General features: G+C 65.7%; 14 protein-coding genes. 9 read left to right on the plus strand and 5 right to left on the minus strand.

What is annotated here, in order from left to right:
* Window positions 1–43: 43 nt before the first annotated feature.
* The 4 genes from dprA (at window position 44) to ABZ720_RS11045 (ending at window position 6,013) form a co-directional block, all read left to right on the plus strand.
* Complete coding sequence (gene dprA, locus ABZ720_RS11030; RefSeq protein WP_366555578.1) at window positions 44–1,177, plus strand: DNA-processing protein DprA; 1,134 nt, start codon at window positions 44–46, stop codon at window positions 1,175–1,177.
* A gap of 57 nt (window positions 1,178–1,234) precedes the next feature.
* Complete coding sequence (topA, locus tag ABZ720_RS11035) at window positions 1,235–3,850, plus strand: type I DNA topoisomerase (RefSeq protein WP_366555579.1); 2,616 nt, start codon at window positions 1,235–1,237, stop codon at window positions 3,848–3,850.
* A gap of 648 nt (window positions 3,851–4,498) precedes the next feature.
* Window positions 4,499–4,993: a hypothetical protein gene (locus ABZ720_RS11040; protein WP_366555580.1), complete on the plus strand. Its 495-nt coding sequence runs from the start codon at window positions 4,499–4,501 to the stop codon at window positions 4,991–4,993.
* A 12-nt stretch (window positions 4,994–5,005) separates the two neighbouring features.
* Window positions 5,006–6,013: a fatty acid desaturase gene (locus ABZ720_RS11045; protein ID WP_366555581.1), complete on the plus strand. Its 1,008-nt coding sequence runs from the start codon at window positions 5,006–5,008 to the stop codon at window positions 6,011–6,013.
* 125 nt (window positions 6,014–6,138) lie between these two features.
* Here ABZ720_RS11045 and ABZ720_RS11050 read toward each other — a convergent pair whose 3' ends face one another.
* A complete protein-coding gene (locus ABZ720_RS11050) occupies window positions 6,139–6,600 on the minus strand; it encodes a DUF1178 family protein (protein ID WP_366555582.1) in 462 nt (153 codons plus the stop codon).
* 47 nt (window positions 6,601–6,647) lie between these two features.
* On the opposite strand from ABZ720_RS11050, the gene ABZ720_RS11055 reads away from it, so the two are divergent.
* The 3 genes from ABZ720_RS11055 to ABZ720_RS11065 all read left to right on the plus strand — a co-directional run bounded on the left by ABZ720_RS11055 (window position 6,648) and on the right by ABZ720_RS11065 (window position 8,485).
* The gene (locus ABZ720_RS11055; protein WP_366555583.1) at window positions 6,648–7,202 is read left to right on the plus strand and encodes a class I SAM-dependent methyltransferase; all 555 of its coding nucleotides are present in this window, start codon (window positions 6,648–6,650) and stop codon (window positions 7,200–7,202) included.
* A gap of 91 nt (window positions 7,203–7,293) precedes the next feature.
* The gene (locus tag ABZ720_RS11060) at window positions 7,294–7,929 is read left to right on the plus strand and encodes a DedA family protein (RefSeq protein ID WP_366555584.1); all 636 of its coding nucleotides are present in this window, start codon (window positions 7,294–7,296) and stop codon (window positions 7,927–7,929) included.
* A gap of 73 nt (window positions 7,930–8,002) precedes the next feature.
* The gene (locus ABZ720_RS11065) at window positions 8,003–8,485 is read left to right on the plus strand and encodes an RrF2 family transcriptional regulator (protein WP_366555585.1); all 483 of its coding nucleotides are present in this window, start codon (window positions 8,003–8,005) and stop codon (window positions 8,483–8,485) included.
* An 18-nt stretch (window positions 8,486–8,503) separates the two neighbouring features.
* On the opposite strand, the gene ABZ720_RS11070 is transcribed toward ABZ720_RS11065, so the two are convergent.
* From ABZ720_RS11070 to hemC, 4 genes are read right to left on the minus strand one after another with little or no spacing between them, the layout of a single operon-like run.
* Window positions 8,504–9,886: a heme biosynthesis protein HemY gene (locus tag ABZ720_RS11070; protein ID WP_366555586.1), complete on the minus strand. Its 1,383-nt coding sequence runs from the start codon at window positions 9,884–9,886 to the stop codon at window positions 8,504–8,506.
* 4 nt (window positions 9,887–9,890) lie between these two features.
* Entirely contained in the window at window positions 9,891–11,438 is a 1,548-nt protein-coding gene (locus ABZ720_RS11075) for a COG4223 family protein (RefSeq protein ID WP_366555587.1), read from the minus strand.
* On the minus strand, window positions 11,435–12,163 hold the full coding sequence (locus tag ABZ720_RS11080; protein ID WP_366555588.1) for a uroporphyrinogen-III synthase: 729 nt from the start codon (window positions 12,161–12,163) through the stop codon (window positions 11,435–11,437). Before ABZ720_RS11080 ends, ABZ720_RS11075 begins: the two co-directional genes overlap by 4 nt.
* On the minus strand, window positions 12,163–13,101 hold the full coding sequence (hemC, locus tag ABZ720_RS11085; RefSeq protein ID WP_366555589.1) for a hydroxymethylbilane synthase: 939 nt from the start codon (window positions 13,099–13,101) through the stop codon (window positions 12,163–12,165). Before hemC ends, ABZ720_RS11080 begins: the two co-directional genes overlap by 1 nt.
* A gap of 135 nt (window positions 13,102–13,236) precedes the next feature.
* On the opposite strand from hemC, the gene tsaD reads away from it, so the two are divergent.
* The gene (tsaD, locus tag ABZ720_RS11090; RefSeq protein ID WP_366555590.1) at window positions 13,237–14,316 is read left to right on the plus strand and encodes a tRNA (adenosine(37)-N6)-threonylcarbamoyltransferase complex transferase subunit TsaD; all 1,080 of its coding nucleotides are present in this window, start codon (window positions 13,237–13,239) and stop codon (window positions 14,314–14,316) included.
* Between the two features lie 78 nt (window positions 14,317–14,394).
* Window positions 14,395–14,679, plus strand: coding sequence for a YciI family protein (locus ABZ720_RS11095; RefSeq protein ID WP_366555591.1), 285 nt, complete (start codon window positions 14,395–14,397; stop codon window positions 14,677–14,679).
* Window positions 14,680–14,730: the final 51 nt, after the last annotated feature.

The following is a 14,730-nucleotide window of genomic DNA, read 5'->3' on the forward strand; positions in this document are numbered from 1 at the left end:
GACGCGACTTGACCGAGTAATTTTTTCGGTTAAGAGTTGCATTATGGCAATCACAACGGCATGCGGCCTCTCCGAGGCGGAACGCCTGGCGCGCCTGCAACTGGCGCGCACGGAGAATGTGGGCCCGGTGACCTTCCGGCAGTTGCTGCAGCGCTATGGCAGCGCCGACGCCGCGCTCGATGCACTCCCCGAACTGGCACGGCGTGGCGGCCGGCGGCGACCGGTGAAGCTCTGCAGCCGGGAGGCAGCAACGCGAGAGGTGGAGCGGCTGGCCGGGATCGGGGCGCAGCTCCTGATCTACGGCGATAACGACTATCCGCCGCCGCTTGCCGCCGTGAGCGACGCACCGCCGACACTTTCACTGCAAGGCCGGCGCGATCTGCTGGACCGTCCGGCGCTGGCCGTGGTGGGGGCCCGCAATGCCTCGAGCAGCGGGCGCAGCCTGGCACGGCACCTTGCCCGGGACCTGGCGGCTGAAGGGCTTCTGATCGTATCCGGTTTGGCACGCGGCATCGATGCGGCCGCGCATGAAGGTGCGCTCGACGACGGCACCGCGGCCATCCTCGCCGGCGGCATCGACTGCATTTATCCCCCGCAGAACGAGGCGCTGCATCAGGCCATCGCCGAGCAGGGACTGCTGCTGGCGGAGCTGGCCCCGGGAACCGAGCCGCAGGCGCGGCACTTCCCCCGGCGCAATCGCATCATCTCCGGACTGAGCCGGGGCGTCCTCGTGGTGGAGGCCGCACCTCGCTCCGGCTCCTTGATCACTGCCCGACTGGCCGCCGAGCAGGGTCGCGAGGTCCTTGCCGTGCCCGGATCTCCGCTCGATCCCCGCGCCCGCGGCTGCAACGACCTGCTGCGCCAGGGGGCCACCCTGGTGGAAACTGCAGACGATGTGCTCCAGGCGCTGGCCGGCCCGCTCACGCCGCTACGTGAAGCCCCGCCGGTCGACTTCGAGCTGCCCGAGCCCGAAGAAACCGACAAGAATGCAGCCGATTCAGCCCACCGGGAGCTGCGCGAGCTGCTGTCTCCCACCGCGGTATCGGTTGACGAACTCCTTCGCCAGTGCCAATTCTCCGGACCGACGGTCAGCCTTGCGCTCCTGGAGATGGAGCTTGCCGGCTCGATCGAACGTCGTCCGGGCAACCGCGTGGCATTGGCCGCCGAGCCCGGCTAACGGCCGTCCGGCGCGCAATCCGGACGCCCCTGCTTCTGGATAGCGCAGTAAAACCGCATGCACGTTGTCGTTGTCGAATCCCCCGCCAAGGCCAAGACCATCAACAAATATCTGGGCAAGGATTTTGAGGTCCTGGCCAGCTATGGTCATGTCCGCGATCTGCCCTCGAAGGATGGCTCGGTCAATCCCGAGGCCGACTTCGACATGGCCTGGAGCGTCGATGATCGTGGCGAGAAGCGCCTGCGCGACATCGCCCATGCCGTGAAACAGGCCGACCAGCTCTATCTCGCCACCGATCCGGATCGCGAAGGCGAAGCGATTTCCTGGCACATCGTCGAGGAACTGCAGCGGCGCAAGGCGCTGAAAAAAGGTACGCCGGTCAAGCGCGTGGTCTTCAACGAGATCACAAAGTCCGCCGTGATCGAGGCCTTCAAGCATCCGCGTGAGCTGAACCGCGAGCTGATCGACGCCTATCTGGCGCGCCGCGCCTTGGACTACCTGGTCGGCTTCACGTTGTCGCCGGTGCTCTGGCGCAAGCTGCCCGGCAGCCGCTCTGCCGGTCGCGTGCAGTCCGTGGCGTTGCGCCTGGTCTGCGAACGGGAATCGGAAATCGAGATCTTCCGGCCGCAGGAGTACTGGTCGCTTGCGGCGGAACTGGAAGCGGTCGGTCAGGGTCGCTTCAAGGCGCGCCTGGCACAGCTCGATGGCGAGAAGATCGAGCGGCTGTCCCTGGGCAACGAGGGCGCTGCCCGCCATGCGGAGGAGGTGGTTCGCGCTGCCGGCACCTACCGTGTGGCCTCGGTGGAACGCAAGCAGGTCCGCCGGCATCCGCAGCCCCCTTTCACCACCTCGACCTTGCAGCAGGAAGCCTCGCGCAAGCTGGGCCTGGGCGCCACCCGCACCATGCGCCTGGCGCAGCAGCTCTATGAGGGGCACGAGATCAATGGCGAGACGGTCGGGCTCATCACTTACATGCGGACCGACGGCGTCGCCATGTCCAACGAGGCCATCTCCCTGGCGCGGGAGCTGATTGTCGAGCAATACGGTGATTCCTATCTTCCCGGCGCGCCGCGGCACTACAAGTCGAAGGCCAAGAACGCCCAGGAGGCCCACGAGCCCGTACGCCCGACCGATTTTCGTCGTACACCGGAGCAAGTACAGCGTTTCGTGCCACAGGACGAGGCGCGGCTTTATGAACTGATCTATTTGCGCGCCCTGGCCAGCCAGATGGAAAGCGCCCGCTTCGAGCAGGTGTCGGTGGACATCGCTGTCGGCGATGGCCGCACCCGCCTGCGCGCGACCGGCCAGATCCCGCTCTTCGACGGCTTCCTAAAGCTCTACCAGGAGGGCCGGGACGAGGACGCCGAAGACGAGAACCAGGCGCGGCTGCCCAAGCTCGAAGAGGGGCAGGACCTGCATCTGCGCGACGTGCTCACCGAACAGCATTTCACACAGCCCCCGCCGCGCTATTCCGAAGCCAGCCTGGTGAAGAAGCTGGAGGAACTCGGCATCGGCCGTCCCTCCACCTATGCCTCGATCCTCCAGGTACTTCAGGATCGCGATTACGTGCGGCTGGAGAAGAAGCGCTTCATACCGGAAGACCGGGGCCGGATGGTCACCGCCTTCCTGCAGGCCTTCTTCCAGCGCTACGTGGAGTATGATTTCACAGCCCAGCTCGAGAACCAGCTGGACGAAATCTCGGGCGGCCGGGAGGACTGGAAAGAGGTACTGCGCCGCTTCTGGAGCGCCTTCTCCACTGCCATTGAAGAGACCAAGGGGCTGCGCATCGCCGAGGTGATCGATGCGTTGGACCGCGATCTCGGCCCGCACTTCTTCCCGGTCGATCCGGAAAACCCGGACAAGGATCCCAGGCTCTGCCCCACCTGCAATGAAGGGCGCCTGGGCCTGCGCATCGGCAAGACCGGCGGCTTCATCGGCTGCTCCAACTATCCCGATTGCCGCTATACCCGGCCGCTGGCGCAAGCCGATGGCGAAGGCGGCGATCTCGCCGCCGAACCGCGCAAGCTGGGCCTCGACCCCGAAAGCGGTCTCGAAGTGACCCTGCGCAAGGGCCCCTATGGGCTGTACGTGCAACTGGGAGAAGCCGCAGCAAAGGGTGAGAAGCCTAAGCGCTCCTCGCTGCCCAAGACCCTGCCGCCGGACCAGGTCGATCTGGAACGCGCCCTGGCGTTGCTCTCCCTGCCACGCACACTGGGCCAGCACGAGGGTGAGGAGGTCACCGCCGGCATCGGCCGCTTCGGCCCCTATGTACGCAAGGGCAAGACCTACAAGTCGATCCCGGCCGACGAGGACGTGCTCACCATCGGGCTCAACCGCGCCGTGGACCTTCTGGCGCAGAAGGTGGAACGCGGCGGCGGCGCGCTGAAGACCCTGGGAACGCACCCGGATGGTGGTGAGATCACCGTGCACTCGGGCCGCTACGGACCATATGTGAAGCACGGCAAGATCAATGCGACCCTGCCCAAGGACAGCGACCCACAGGCGATCACGCTGGACGAGGCCCTGCCCCTGATCGCCGCGAAGGCGGCCAAGGCTCCAGCAGGCAAACGCAAGGCAACCACCGCAAAGAAGGCCCCGGCAAAGAAGGCCCCGGCAAAGAAGGCTCCAGCAAAGAAAGCAGCGGCAAAGAAGACGGCTTCCACTGCGAAATGACGGTGCTTGGCAGGGTGCTAAGCGGGATTGCGGCAACGACGACCAAAGACTCCTGGTCCCGCGCGTGAAGGAGCCTTTGGCGACCCAGCACAAATGCCTGTGCGAGCGCCGGGGGAAGCAGCAAGGGGCGGCAGGACCAATCAAGCATGGGGCAAAGGTGGCAACGACGGGAAAAGAAGGTGGGCAGCGCTGGTCCGGCGCGACACCTGCGATACCTTCAGTCCGATAGCATCAGCTCACCGGTAAAGCGCTAAAATCCAGTTCTGCCAGCCCTCATTCCCCTCTGCGTGCAAGGCGATTGGCTTACCTATCACAGAGCCCTTGTTCTGTCATAAATTATTACCATATAATAAGTGTGTTTATTGCCACGAACGCGCAAGCAATCACTCGTCATCAGATAGAGCGGAATGCGTTTCTGATGAATCATCGCGCATGGCTTCTGAGAAAGTATATTAACGAGCGATTAATTTTCATCTGACTAAAGACCGATATCTTATTGGCGATAGCTGCGATGAAGACTTGATAAAAGCACGCGCGGTAGGTTTACCCGAGGGTTGGTAAACTCAGTTTTTCTGCCTGTAAGATACGGAGTGGAGCGGCAAAGCAGAACGGGTGAATACTCTCAATTCAGCAAGGATGATGCAACTCATGGCCCCCACAACAGCAGACCCTTCTCCCTCGCCACCAGAGTCAACTGACCTTGAAAGGCGGGTTCTGGCCCACGAGCGCATCCTCCAATCCCTTCTCGCCTACATGGCCCGGACTGAGCCGCGCTTTGTCGACCACCTCAGGCAACGATTCGTCGAGCCGATGGCAATGACCCGTCACGAGCATGCCTACAGGGATGTCGACGACTATGCTGAAGAATTCATCCGTGCGGTCATGCACCTCGGGGTACCGCCCGCTCCCCAACGTTCGGAAGGCCAAGCGATCTCCAATTCAACGATCACGTCGGCAAGGGCTCTGGGACGCAAGCGAGCGTCCGCGCGATCGTCTTCTCCTGACACTCGACCCGATCGCGTTCAGCTCAAGGAGAGGGATGGCATGTGGGAGGTGACCGTCGATGGCAAGTTCCGGGGCGATTATCCCCTGAAAGAACATGCACTTGCCGCAGTGGCACTGGCCCATCTTTCCCTAAGGTGATGACTGAGACTTATGAGTGACTCGACCCAACTTCGCCAGAGCGCACGCCGCTTCCAGGCACCGATCCTAAGCAAGAGCGTCGCTCAGGCCATCACCTCATTCGGTGGCTTCTTCGCAACCTGCATCGCGATGTACATTCTGAGCAGCGTGTCCTACTGGCTCCCGCTGGTGCTGGCGCCGCTGGCTGCCGGATTTCTGATGCGCATCTTCATTATCCAGCACGATTGCGGACATCTGTCCTTCTTCCAGGGGCGGCGCGCAAACAACCTGCTCGGTTTCGCATGCAGCCTGCTGACCCTCACCCCCTACGCAGCATGGCGGCGACAACACGCCGGCCACCACGGGGTCTGGAACGATCTCGATCGCCGCAACAGCGGTGCGGATATCTACTCAGCCTGTCTGACCGTGGCTGAATATCGCGCGCTGTCCCCGTTTCGACGCTGGATGTACCGGGCGACCCGTCACCCCTTGGTGGCCAACATTCTCTTGCCTCCATTGGTGTTCCTCGGACTTTACCGCTTTCCCTTCGATACTCCGAAGGAATGGCGGCATGAGCGCAACGCCGTCTATGTCACCAACGCAGCGCTGATTGTGCTCTTTGGAGCGTTGGGATTGCTGCTGGGATTCGGCAAGGTTGCGGCCGTGCACATCCCGATCATCGTACTGGCGTCGATCATCGGTGTCTGGCTGTTCTCCATCCAGCACCGCGGTGAAACGACGATCTGGGCCCGCCACGATGAATGGGACGCCGTCTCCGCGTCTTTGCGCGGTTCGACCTACCTGCGCCTGCCCTCGATCCTGAATTGGTTCACTGGCAATATCGGGTACCACCATGTGCATCACCTGAACCCGCGCATCCCCAATTACCGGCTTCAGGAGTGCCACGAGGCGGAACCGGCGCTGCAGGATGCCACGACCCACTCCTTCCGGGACGGCTTGCATGCAGTGCGATTCGTGCTGTGGGACGAAGCACGCGGCCGAATGGTCACATTTCGTGAGGCAGAAGCGACAGCGGCTTGATCCAGCCGAGACGCTGTAATCAGCGCGATCACCGCAGCGATCGTGCGAAATGCTGATGACCCTGCGAGGCAGGCGATCGAGCGCCTGCCACTGACCGATCTCGATGATTGCGGATCAGATCGCTTTCAGGCGTCTTCGCGCGGCACCCAGGGAACTTGAGCGAAGTCGATGCCCTCGTCCGCCAGCGCTTCGGCCTCTTCCTGGGAGCTTTCGCCGTAGATGGCGCGTTCCTCGGTTTCACCGTAGTGGATCCGCCGCGCCTCCTCGGCAAAGTTCGTGCCGACATAGTCGCAGTTCTCTTCCACCTTTCGCCGCACTGCCTGCAGCAACTGACGCAGTTTCTCAGCCTGCGCCATGACGGCCTGGTTGGTCGGAGGCGTTTCCGTGGCCGACATCGGGGCCTGCTGCTGGTTCTCCACCACCTCCTTGCCCACGCGCGGCGCCATCAGGGCCTTGCTCACCGCAGTCGAACCACAGTGGGGACAGCTGACGTTGCCGCTGGCTGAAAGCGTGTCAAAGGCCTCGGAATTGCGAAACCAGGATTCGAAGCCGTGAGCGTTGTCGCAGGCGAGGGCGTATCGGATCATCACAGGTGTTGCGTAAGAGGTTGCACTGACTGCTAAATGGCATCGCCATGGCAACAAGTAAAGATCACGCGCCGGGATTGCCCCGGCCCTCCGCTTGGATCTGTCGCTTCGCGCCGCTGATTCCGCGGGGCGGGGCCGTGCTCGATCTCGCCTGCGGCAGCGGTCGCCATCTGCGACTGCTGCGCGCCATGGGGCACCCAGTGACCGGACTGGACCGGGATATCAGCCCGCTTGGCGACCTGGCGAACGTCACTGACGCCGAATTGATCGAGGCCGATCTGGAGGATGGCTCGCCCTTTCCGCTTGAGGGGCGACGTTTCGCCGGCGTGATCGTCACGAACTATCTGCATCGGCATTTGCTGCCGTGCCTGCCGGACCTGCTCGCACCGGGCGGGCTGCTGCTTTACGAGACCTTTGCCCAGGGCAATGAACGTTTCGGCCGTCCTCGAAATCCCGATTTCCTGCTGGCGCCGGGGGAGCTGCTGGAGATGGTGCGCCACCGGCTCCAGGTGCTGGGCTACGAGCACGGCGAGGTCTGGGAGCCGAGGCGGGCAGTGATGCAGCGCCTGGCCGCGCGCAAGACGGAGAGCGCGCAAGGCTGACCTGCACGTGCGTCCGTTGTCCCGCCCCACGGCTATGGCTAAATGAAGCGGTGTATATGGCCGCAAGCGGCCGCTGCGCGGAATCCCGACCTTGGAAGCCTTTCTCATACACTGGCTGGAGGTGGGCGGCCTGATTGCCCTGGCCGCCGTCATGGCGAGTGAGCGCTTCCTGCCTATCCTGCCGTCTTACGCCGTTCTCGCACTGGGCGGCATCGCCGCCGCGGAAGGTGCCTATGGCGTTGAGGCGGCTATTCTCGCCAGCGTGCTCGGCTCCTTCCTCGGAAGCCTGGGTTGGTATGCTCTGGGCCACGCCGTCGGGCCGGATCGCGTGGACAACTTCATCGCACGACGCGGTCGCTGGCTGGGCTTGACGCCACGCGCCTACGACCAGGCGGCCCGCGGATACCGCAGGCACAGCCGGCTGCTGCTGGCGCTGACGCAGCTTGTGCCCACAGTGCGCATCTTTGCCACCTTCCCCGCCGGCGTGCTTCGCGTGCCGGCAAAGGGCGTGCTGTTGCCTACCTTCATCGGAATTCTCGGCTGGAACGGGGCCTTCGTTCTGGCTGGCTATCTGTTGGAAGCCAGTCCGCTGGGAGAAGATGGCTTGGCCCTGCCAGTGCTGCTGGGCGTCGTGCTGGTGGAGGCGCTGCTGGTCTGGGGTGGCTATCTGCTTTGGCGCCGCTGGCGGGCCAGGCAGGCCGAACTGGCGGCGAACACCCCGCGTTAAAAAGGGTGACCTTCACGGCATAGATGTTAGGCTCTGCCCCCAACATTCTGAAGACAGATCGGATTGACGCGGAATGATGTCGCAGAAGGCGCGCTACGCCTTGCGTGCCCTTATGGCGCTGGCGCGCCTGCCCGCGCAGCAGACAGTGATGATCTCGGAGATCGCGGCCTGCGAACGCATTCCGCACAAGTTCCTCGAACAGATCCTGCTCGACCTGAAGCACCAAGGCCTCGTCTACAGTCGGCGCGGCCGCGGTGGCGGCTACGGCCTCCTGAAGCGGCCGGAGGAAATCACCTTCGGTCAGGTGGTACGCGGGATCGACGGGCCGATGGCGCCCCTGCCTTGCCTCAGCCGCACCGCCTATCGCCGCTGCAGCGACTGCCCCGATGAGGCGCGCTGCGGCATGCGCCGGGTCTTCGCCAAGGCCCACGCTGCCACGACAGCGGTTCTGGACAGCACCACCCTGGCAACGCTGCTCGACAACCCTGCGAGGGACCAGGAGGCGCCGACGTCCCTTGCCGTGCCGGCAGCGTCTCAGGGCGGTCACCCCGACTGAGCCGCGGCCGGACCCCGGTCAGGCAGCGGCCGGACTGGGAGAGGTTTCCTCCTCGTCCAGATCGACGGTCTCTGCCTCGACCGCCTCCACAACGGCCGGGACCGAAGGGGCCAGATGCGGCGGCGTGCGCCAGCGCAGGGTATCCAGACTGCCGCAGGCGCCGCAGTGGGGCGTCCAGTTCGGGGAAATGGCGCCACAGGTCTCGCAGAGCCAGGCCGGATCGGGAACCGCCACGGTTGCGCGCCGCAGCCACTCCTTGCCCGCCGCCTCGTCGTGCTCGCCCTCCTCGATTTCCGCCATCAAGCGGCAGACCCGCTGCTCGGGAGGAACCTCCGTGCTCAAGGGCGTCAGATGGCGGCGCGCTTCACCCCAAAGCTCGGCGCGCAGATCCACCCGCGCCTGCAGGATGCGGCTTTCGCGATCCTCGCTACGGCCCTGCACAAAGGCGGTGGCCCGCTTTGCCAGATCCAGGGGTGCGACATCGCCATAGAGGTCCAGCCAGGCATCCGCCAGGTCCGGATGGGGCGCACGCTGCCAGGCCTCTTCAAGCAGCGTCGCAGCCTTGCGCTTGCGGCCACGCTCCGCAAGCAGGCGCACCTGAAGCAGCGTCGCAGCAACCAGGTCCGGCTCCAGCTTGGCCGCGGCACGGGCCTTGCTCTCCGCCGTTTCCTTGTCGCCCTCGACCAAGGCTGCCTCGGCCCGCTCGTAGATGATGACGGCCCGCTTGCGCTGCGCTTCCGCTTTGGGCAACACGCCCTGGCGCTCGCTTTCCAGCATGACCGCTTCCGCCGTGGGCAGGTCGCCACTCTTTTCGCTGAGTTCGAAGAGGTTGCCCAGGACCCAGGGCGCATCGGGTTGCAGCGCCCGGGCCCGATCCAGATACTCCCGCGCCTCGGCCTCGTTGCCCTCGCGCAACGCAAGTATGGTGAGGCCGCGCAGGCCCAGGACTCGCGTTTCCTCCGCCTGGAGCATTTCGGTGTAGTGCTTGCGCGCCGAGGCCTCATCGCCGGAAAGTTGCGCGGTTTGTGCCTGCAGCAGCTTCAGCACCGGCTGCGGCTCGAGCAGGCTCGACGCCTTGCGCGACCAGCGTTCCGCACCCTTGGTATCGCCGACATGCACGGCCACCAGCCCCTGAGTCAGCGCCTCCTGGCCAAGACGCTCCCGGCGGCGGCCGAAGCCGCGACGCACACCGCCCGGTGCCCCGACCAGCCCACGGAACAGGTGGTAGAGCAGGACGATCACCACTGCCAGCACGGCCAACGCCAGGACGAGCAGCGCCATGCTGGTATCAATCCGGTATCCCAGCCACTCGAAAGCCACCTGCCCAGGGTTGTTCGCGAGCCAGACGGCAACGGCGACCAGGATCGCCAGCTTGATGAAGAAGAAGATGCCGCGCCACATGGCCTCAGCCCTCCCCGCCGCTCAGGCGATTCAGGGAGACACGGCCCAGTTCCCCCAGGGCAGCCTCGGCCTCCAGACGGCTCTCCGCGCGGGCGCGCCAGGCGCTCATCGCTTCGGCAGGCGCTCCCTCGAGTGCGTCGAGCTCAGCCAGGGCCGCGGCCACGTCTCCACCGTCCAGGCGGCTTTCGGCGCGGGCCAGGATGGCTTCCGCGTCGTTGCCCTCGGGCTCGCCCACGGACCGCACGGAGATGAGGTCCGAGACCCGCTCCCAGAGCATCCCCTGCCATTCGCTGTCGGCGCCTTCCGCCCGCTCGGCGGTGACCGCGCGCTGGGCCGCCTCCGCATAGCTGGACTGGAGCGCGGCGAGCGTCGGCACACCGACCTCGGCCTGCTGCTCGAGGCGTTCCAGAACGGCCTCGATGTCTTCATCCTGGCCGGCAAGTTGGCGCAGGCCGTCGAGTTCTTCGGAATAGGGCCGGCCGGTGCGGAAGGCTTCACGGAGCTGGCCCGCCGCCAGGGCAATCACCGTTTCCTCGCCGACGCGCGCACGTGCCGCGGCCACTTCGTCGAGCGCATCGCGCAAGCGGGCCTCGAGCGCCTCGATCCGGCCGGCCGCCCCTTCGATGCGCCCGTCCAGAGATTCCAGCCGCGATTGGGTGATCTCGTCGGCCTCGGTAGGCGTCTCAGCCACCTCCTGAATGCGGCCGGCCAGTTCCTGCAACCGTGCTTCCAGGGCACCGACCCGCGATTCCTCGTCATCGGCCCCCAGCGTGGTTTCCACACCCTCGAGGCGCTCCGACAGGCGCTCGGTCACCGTCCGCAGGGACTCAAGTTCGCCTGACCCCTCACCGGCGCTGCCCTCGACACTGGCCAATCGGCCATCCATTTCTTCCAGGCGACTGCGCGCCTGCTCGATGGCGCGCTGCATCTCGCTGGCGCCCTCACCGTCGATCCGCTGGTCCTCGAGGCGCTCCATGCGCCGCTCCAGCGCCTCGACCGCTGCCGCCGCTGGCGGCTCATCCCGCGGCATCCAGAGATCGCTCAGCAGGATGGCAATCACCGCGCCGGCAGCCACCAGAACCCCGCCCAACAGCATGGCGGGAAACGGGCTGGTCCGCGCCGGCGGTGCGTCCGCGGTTCCAGTCGCTCCGCCACGCTCCGAGGCCTTGTCCGCCTCCTCTCCGACACTGCGCCAGGGGGTGGCATCGGATTGTTCCGTTTCCAGGGAGGTGCCGCCGTGGCCAGCCTCCGCGTGGGACTCCCGGGTGGCGGCGTCAGCTTCTGCCTCGTCACCGGCATCGCCGCCGGAGGAGAAGGCTGCTTCGAGGTCGCTTTCCTCCAGTTCCAGCCCCTGCTCTTCCGCTGCTTGTTCGATCTGTGATCGACGCGCGGGCGGGATGTGACCGCGGATCTTCCAACCCTGAACGGTGGAAACGGCCACACCCAGCTTTGCCGCCATGGGACGAATACCGCCAAAGCGCGCGATTATCCGCTCCGCAGCGCTCCCGCCGCCCTCTTCGCCACCTGGGGTCTCGTCCCGGTCGTCACTCATGATCGCCCTTCCGCTTCTGTCTGTGCCGGCAGCAGGCTCAACAATGCCGCCTGGTTCGGCGCCGCGGCCGTACGAATTGAGTGCCACGGCATTGAATCCACCGTTTGGGCGACGGCGTCGCTCAAACAGTACGCCGTCATTGCACCGCAAGCCTGCTGCAATCCTGCCCCTTCGATCAAGGCAGCAAAAGTTGCGCCTGTACGAGGGGAGAAGAATAACGCGCCGTCAAGCGTACCCCTTGCCAGGGCGCTGACACAATCGTGTGATAAGTCCTCGGCAGCATCGGCCGCGTAAACCACACAGCGGCGCAGATCGAAACCCGCAGCGCGCAGAGGCGCGCTCAAGCCATCCGCAACATCGCGGCCAGAGGGATGCAGCAGCGCCCCGCCTTGGGGATCGAGGGAGCGACGGATCAGACCGGCGAGCGCGTGGGCGTCGCCGTCGGCGTCATGCACCTCGGCAAAGCCGGCGCGGCGCGCTTCGTCGGCGCTGCCCGGGCCCACGGCATAGACCGGAAGAGTGCGATCGGGCTCATCGGCCAGATAGGCCCGCAGCCCGTTGCGGCTTGTGATCACGAGCGCCTGCAGCTCGGCGCGCGGCGGCCATACCACAGCGAGGCTGCGCAGGCGCAGCAGCGGCTCGCTCACCCCCTCATGGCCAAGCCGATCCAGTGCAGCCATGGTCTCTCCGGCATCCTCGCGCGGCCGTGTGACCAAGAGTCGCATCAGTGGGACGCCAGGGATGCGAAAAACTCTTCCCCGGCCTCCAGGCGCAGCCTTTGACCCAACCCCTGCCCCAGCCGCAGAAAGTCTACCTGCTGTCCGGTCTCCTCGCCCTGCCAGACCCGGGCTCCGTCAGGGGTCGCCACCAGCGCGCGCAGGCGCATACTCCCCTCCTGCGTACACTCTGCCAAGGCAGCGATGGGCGTACGGCAGGAGCCGTCCAACACGGCGAGGCAGGCGCGTTCTGATTCGACCCGCTGGCGTGTCGGCTTGTCGTCAAGGCTGCGGAGCCACGTCTGCGTACGCACGTCCGCCTTACGACATTGCAGGCCGATCGCGCCCTGTCCAACGGCCGGCAGCATTTCATTCGTTTCGAGTACACTGTGCGGTCGGTCGTCCCGCCCCAGCCGACGCAAGCCCGCCAGGGCCAGGAGCGTCGCATCGATTTCTTTCGCCGCCAGCTTGCGCAGGCGCGTGTCGACATTGCCGCGCAGGGAGACGACGCGCAGATCCGGCCGCAGCGCCAGGACCTGGCTTTGTCGCCGCAGGCTCGACGTTCCCACCACCGCGCCCAGGGGCAGATCCACAATTCGACGGCAGTGCGGAGAGAAGAAAGCGTCACGCGGATCCTCACGCGGGAGATAAGTGGCCAATTCCAGTGACTCCGGCGGCCAGGTCGGCATGTCCTTCATCGAATGCACGGCCACGTCGATGCGCGAGTCGAACAGCGCCTCCTCGATCTCCTTGGTGAAAAGCCCCTTGCCGCCGATCTCCGACAGGGGGCGATCCTGGACGCGGTCGCCGGTGGTCTTGATCACGACGATTTCAACGGCGTCAGGCGCCGCAAGTTCCGGATGCGCTTCCGCCAGGCGGCGTTTGGTCTCTTCCGTCTGGGCCAAGGCCAGGGGACTGCCGCGGGAACCGAGACGAAGCAGGGGCATGAAGGCCTCCGGAAAAACAACGGTCAAAACAGGCCGCCCTTATAGGCCGCCTGCCTGCCATGCACAAACCGCGGCTATGCCGCCTTCGTCGGCTTTTGCCATGTCTCCTGCCCGCCCCCATGTTACACAAGCATCATGCTGATCCTAGGTATCGAGACCTCCTGCGACGAAACCGCCGCCGCCGTCGTTTCCGACGCGGATGTGGGCGAGCGGCTGCGCGCAAACCTCGTCTTCACACAGTTGGAAGAGCATCGTCTCTACGGCGGCGTCGTGCCGGAGATCGCCGCGCGCAGTCATCTGGAGCGGATCGACGCCTTGGTGGCCAAGGCGCTGCGCGAGGCCGGCGTGGGCTTTCCCGATCTGGATGCCATTGCCGCGACCACCGGCCCCGGTCTCATCGGCGGGGTCATGGTCGGCATGATGACAGCCAAGGCCATTGCCGCGGTCCACGCCAAGCCCTTCGTGGCGGTCAATCATCTGGAGGGCCACGCCCTGACCGCCCGCCTCACCCATGACCTGCCCTTCCCCTACCTGCTGCTGCTGGTCTCCGGCGGCCATTGCCAGCTGCTGGCGGTCGAGGGCGTGGGCCGCTATCGCCGCTTTGGCGGGACCATCGACGATGCCGTGGGCGAAGCCTTCGACAAGACGGCGAAGCTGCTCGACCTGGGCTATCCCGGCGGCCCCGCCGTGGAACGCCACGCCCACAGCGGTGATCCGGATCGGATCGCACTGCCTCGGCCCATGGTGGGCCGCCCGGGCTGCGACTTCTCCTTCTCCGGCTTGAAGACCGCCGTGCGGAATGCGCTCGGCAAGCTTGAACCCGTCACGGCGCAGGACAGGGCCGATTTGGCCGCAGCCTTCCAGACGGCAGTTGCCGACGTCCTCGCCGACCGTTCTGTCCGCGCGCTGGCGCGCTTCCAGGCGGAAACCGGCCAGGCCGGGCCGCTGGTGGTGGCCGGCGGCGTTGCGGCCAATGCCACCTTGCGTGCCCGCCTCTCACATGTGGCGCAGTCCCAGGGCACCGAACTGATCGCGCCGCCAATGGCGCTCTGCACTGACAATGCCGCCATGATAGCCTGGGCGGGGCTGGAGCGATTTCGCCTGGGTGCCGTCGACGGCTTGGACTTTCCCGCCCGCCCGCGCTGGCCGCTGGACAGTCTGAGCGCACCCGACAGGGTGGCACCGCCAGCAATCGCTCGCGAACGCGCGTCCTGAGCCGTTGCAGAGGCCGCTTGGCGGCCCACCGCAAATCAGGTTAGGCTTTTCACCTGAACGCGCAGGGAGCCCCGGGAAATGCTGTTCGCATTGATCTGTCACGACAAGCCGAACCAGTTGGAGTTGCGCATGCAACACCGCCCGGATCATCTCGCCTACCTGGACGCCCACGCCGATCAGCTGGTCTACGCCGGCCCGCTGCTCGACGAGGACGAGAGCGCGCCGGCCGGCAGCCTGCTGGTGCTCGACGTGCCCGACCGGGGGTCGGCCGAAGCTTTTGCCAGCGGCGATCCCTATGCGCGCGCCGGGCTCTTCCGCGAAGTGCGCATTCTGCCCACGCGCCAGGTGTTCCCCAAAGCCTGACGCGCCCCAGTATCGGACCAGTCTTGGAACCCTCTGCACCGCGACGGGTTA

It is taken from the genome of Aquibaculum sediminis, assembly GCF_040712085.1.
Classification (GTDB): domain Bacteria; phylum Pseudomonadota; class Alphaproteobacteria; order Kiloniellales; family DSM-21159; genus Aquibaculum; species Aquibaculum sediminis.

Excerpts from the sequence above, each read along its gene's own strand:
- dprA (WP_366555578.1), top strand. The coding sequence starts at position 44 with ATGGCAATCACAACGGCATGCGGCCTCTCCGAGGCGGAACGCCTGGCG.
- topA (WP_366555579.1), top strand. The coding sequence starts at position 1,235 with ATGCACGTTGTCGTTGTCGAATCCCCCGCCAAGGCCAAGACCATCAAC.
- ABZ720_RS11040 (WP_366555580.1), top strand. The coding sequence starts at position 4,499 with ATGGCCCCCACAACAGCAGACCCTTCTCCCTCGCCACCAGAGTCAACT.
- ABZ720_RS11045 (WP_366555581.1), top strand. The coding sequence starts at position 5,006 with ATGAGTGACTCGACCCAACTTCGCCAGAGCGCACGCCGCTTCCAGGCA.
- ABZ720_RS11050 (WP_366555582.1), bottom strand. The coding sequence starts at position 6,600 with ATGATCCGATACGCCCTCGCCTGCGACAACGCTCACGGCTTCGAATCC.
- ABZ720_RS11055 (WP_366555583.1), top strand. The coding sequence starts at position 6,648 with ATGGCAACAAGTAAAGATCACGCGCCGGGATTGCCCCGGCCCTCCGCT.
- ABZ720_RS11065 (WP_366555585.1), top strand. The coding sequence starts at position 8,003 with ATGATGTCGCAGAAGGCGCGCTACGCCTTGCGTGCCCTTATGGCGCTG.
- ABZ720_RS11070 (WP_366555586.1), bottom strand. The coding sequence starts at position 9,886 with ATGTGGCGCGGCATCTTCTTCTTCATCAAGCTGGCGATCCTGGTCGCC.
- ABZ720_RS11075 (WP_366555587.1), bottom strand. The coding sequence starts at position 11,438 with ATGAGTGACGACCGGGACGAGACCCCAGGTGGCGAAGAGGGCGGCGGG.
- ABZ720_RS11080 (WP_366555588.1), bottom strand. The coding sequence starts at position 12,163 with ATGCGACTCTTGGTCACACGGCCGCGCGAGGATGCCGGAGAGACCATG.
- hemC (WP_366555589.1), bottom strand. The coding sequence starts at position 13,101 with ATGCCCCTGCTTCGTCTCGGTTCCCGCGGCAGTCCCCTGGCCTTGGCC.
- tsaD (WP_366555590.1), top strand. The coding sequence starts at position 13,237 with ATGCTGATCCTAGGTATCGAGACCTCCTGCGACGAAACCGCCGCCGCC.
- ABZ720_RS11095 (WP_366555591.1), top strand. The coding sequence starts at position 14,395 with ATGCTGTTCGCATTGATCTGTCACGACAAGCCGAACCAGTTGGAGTTG.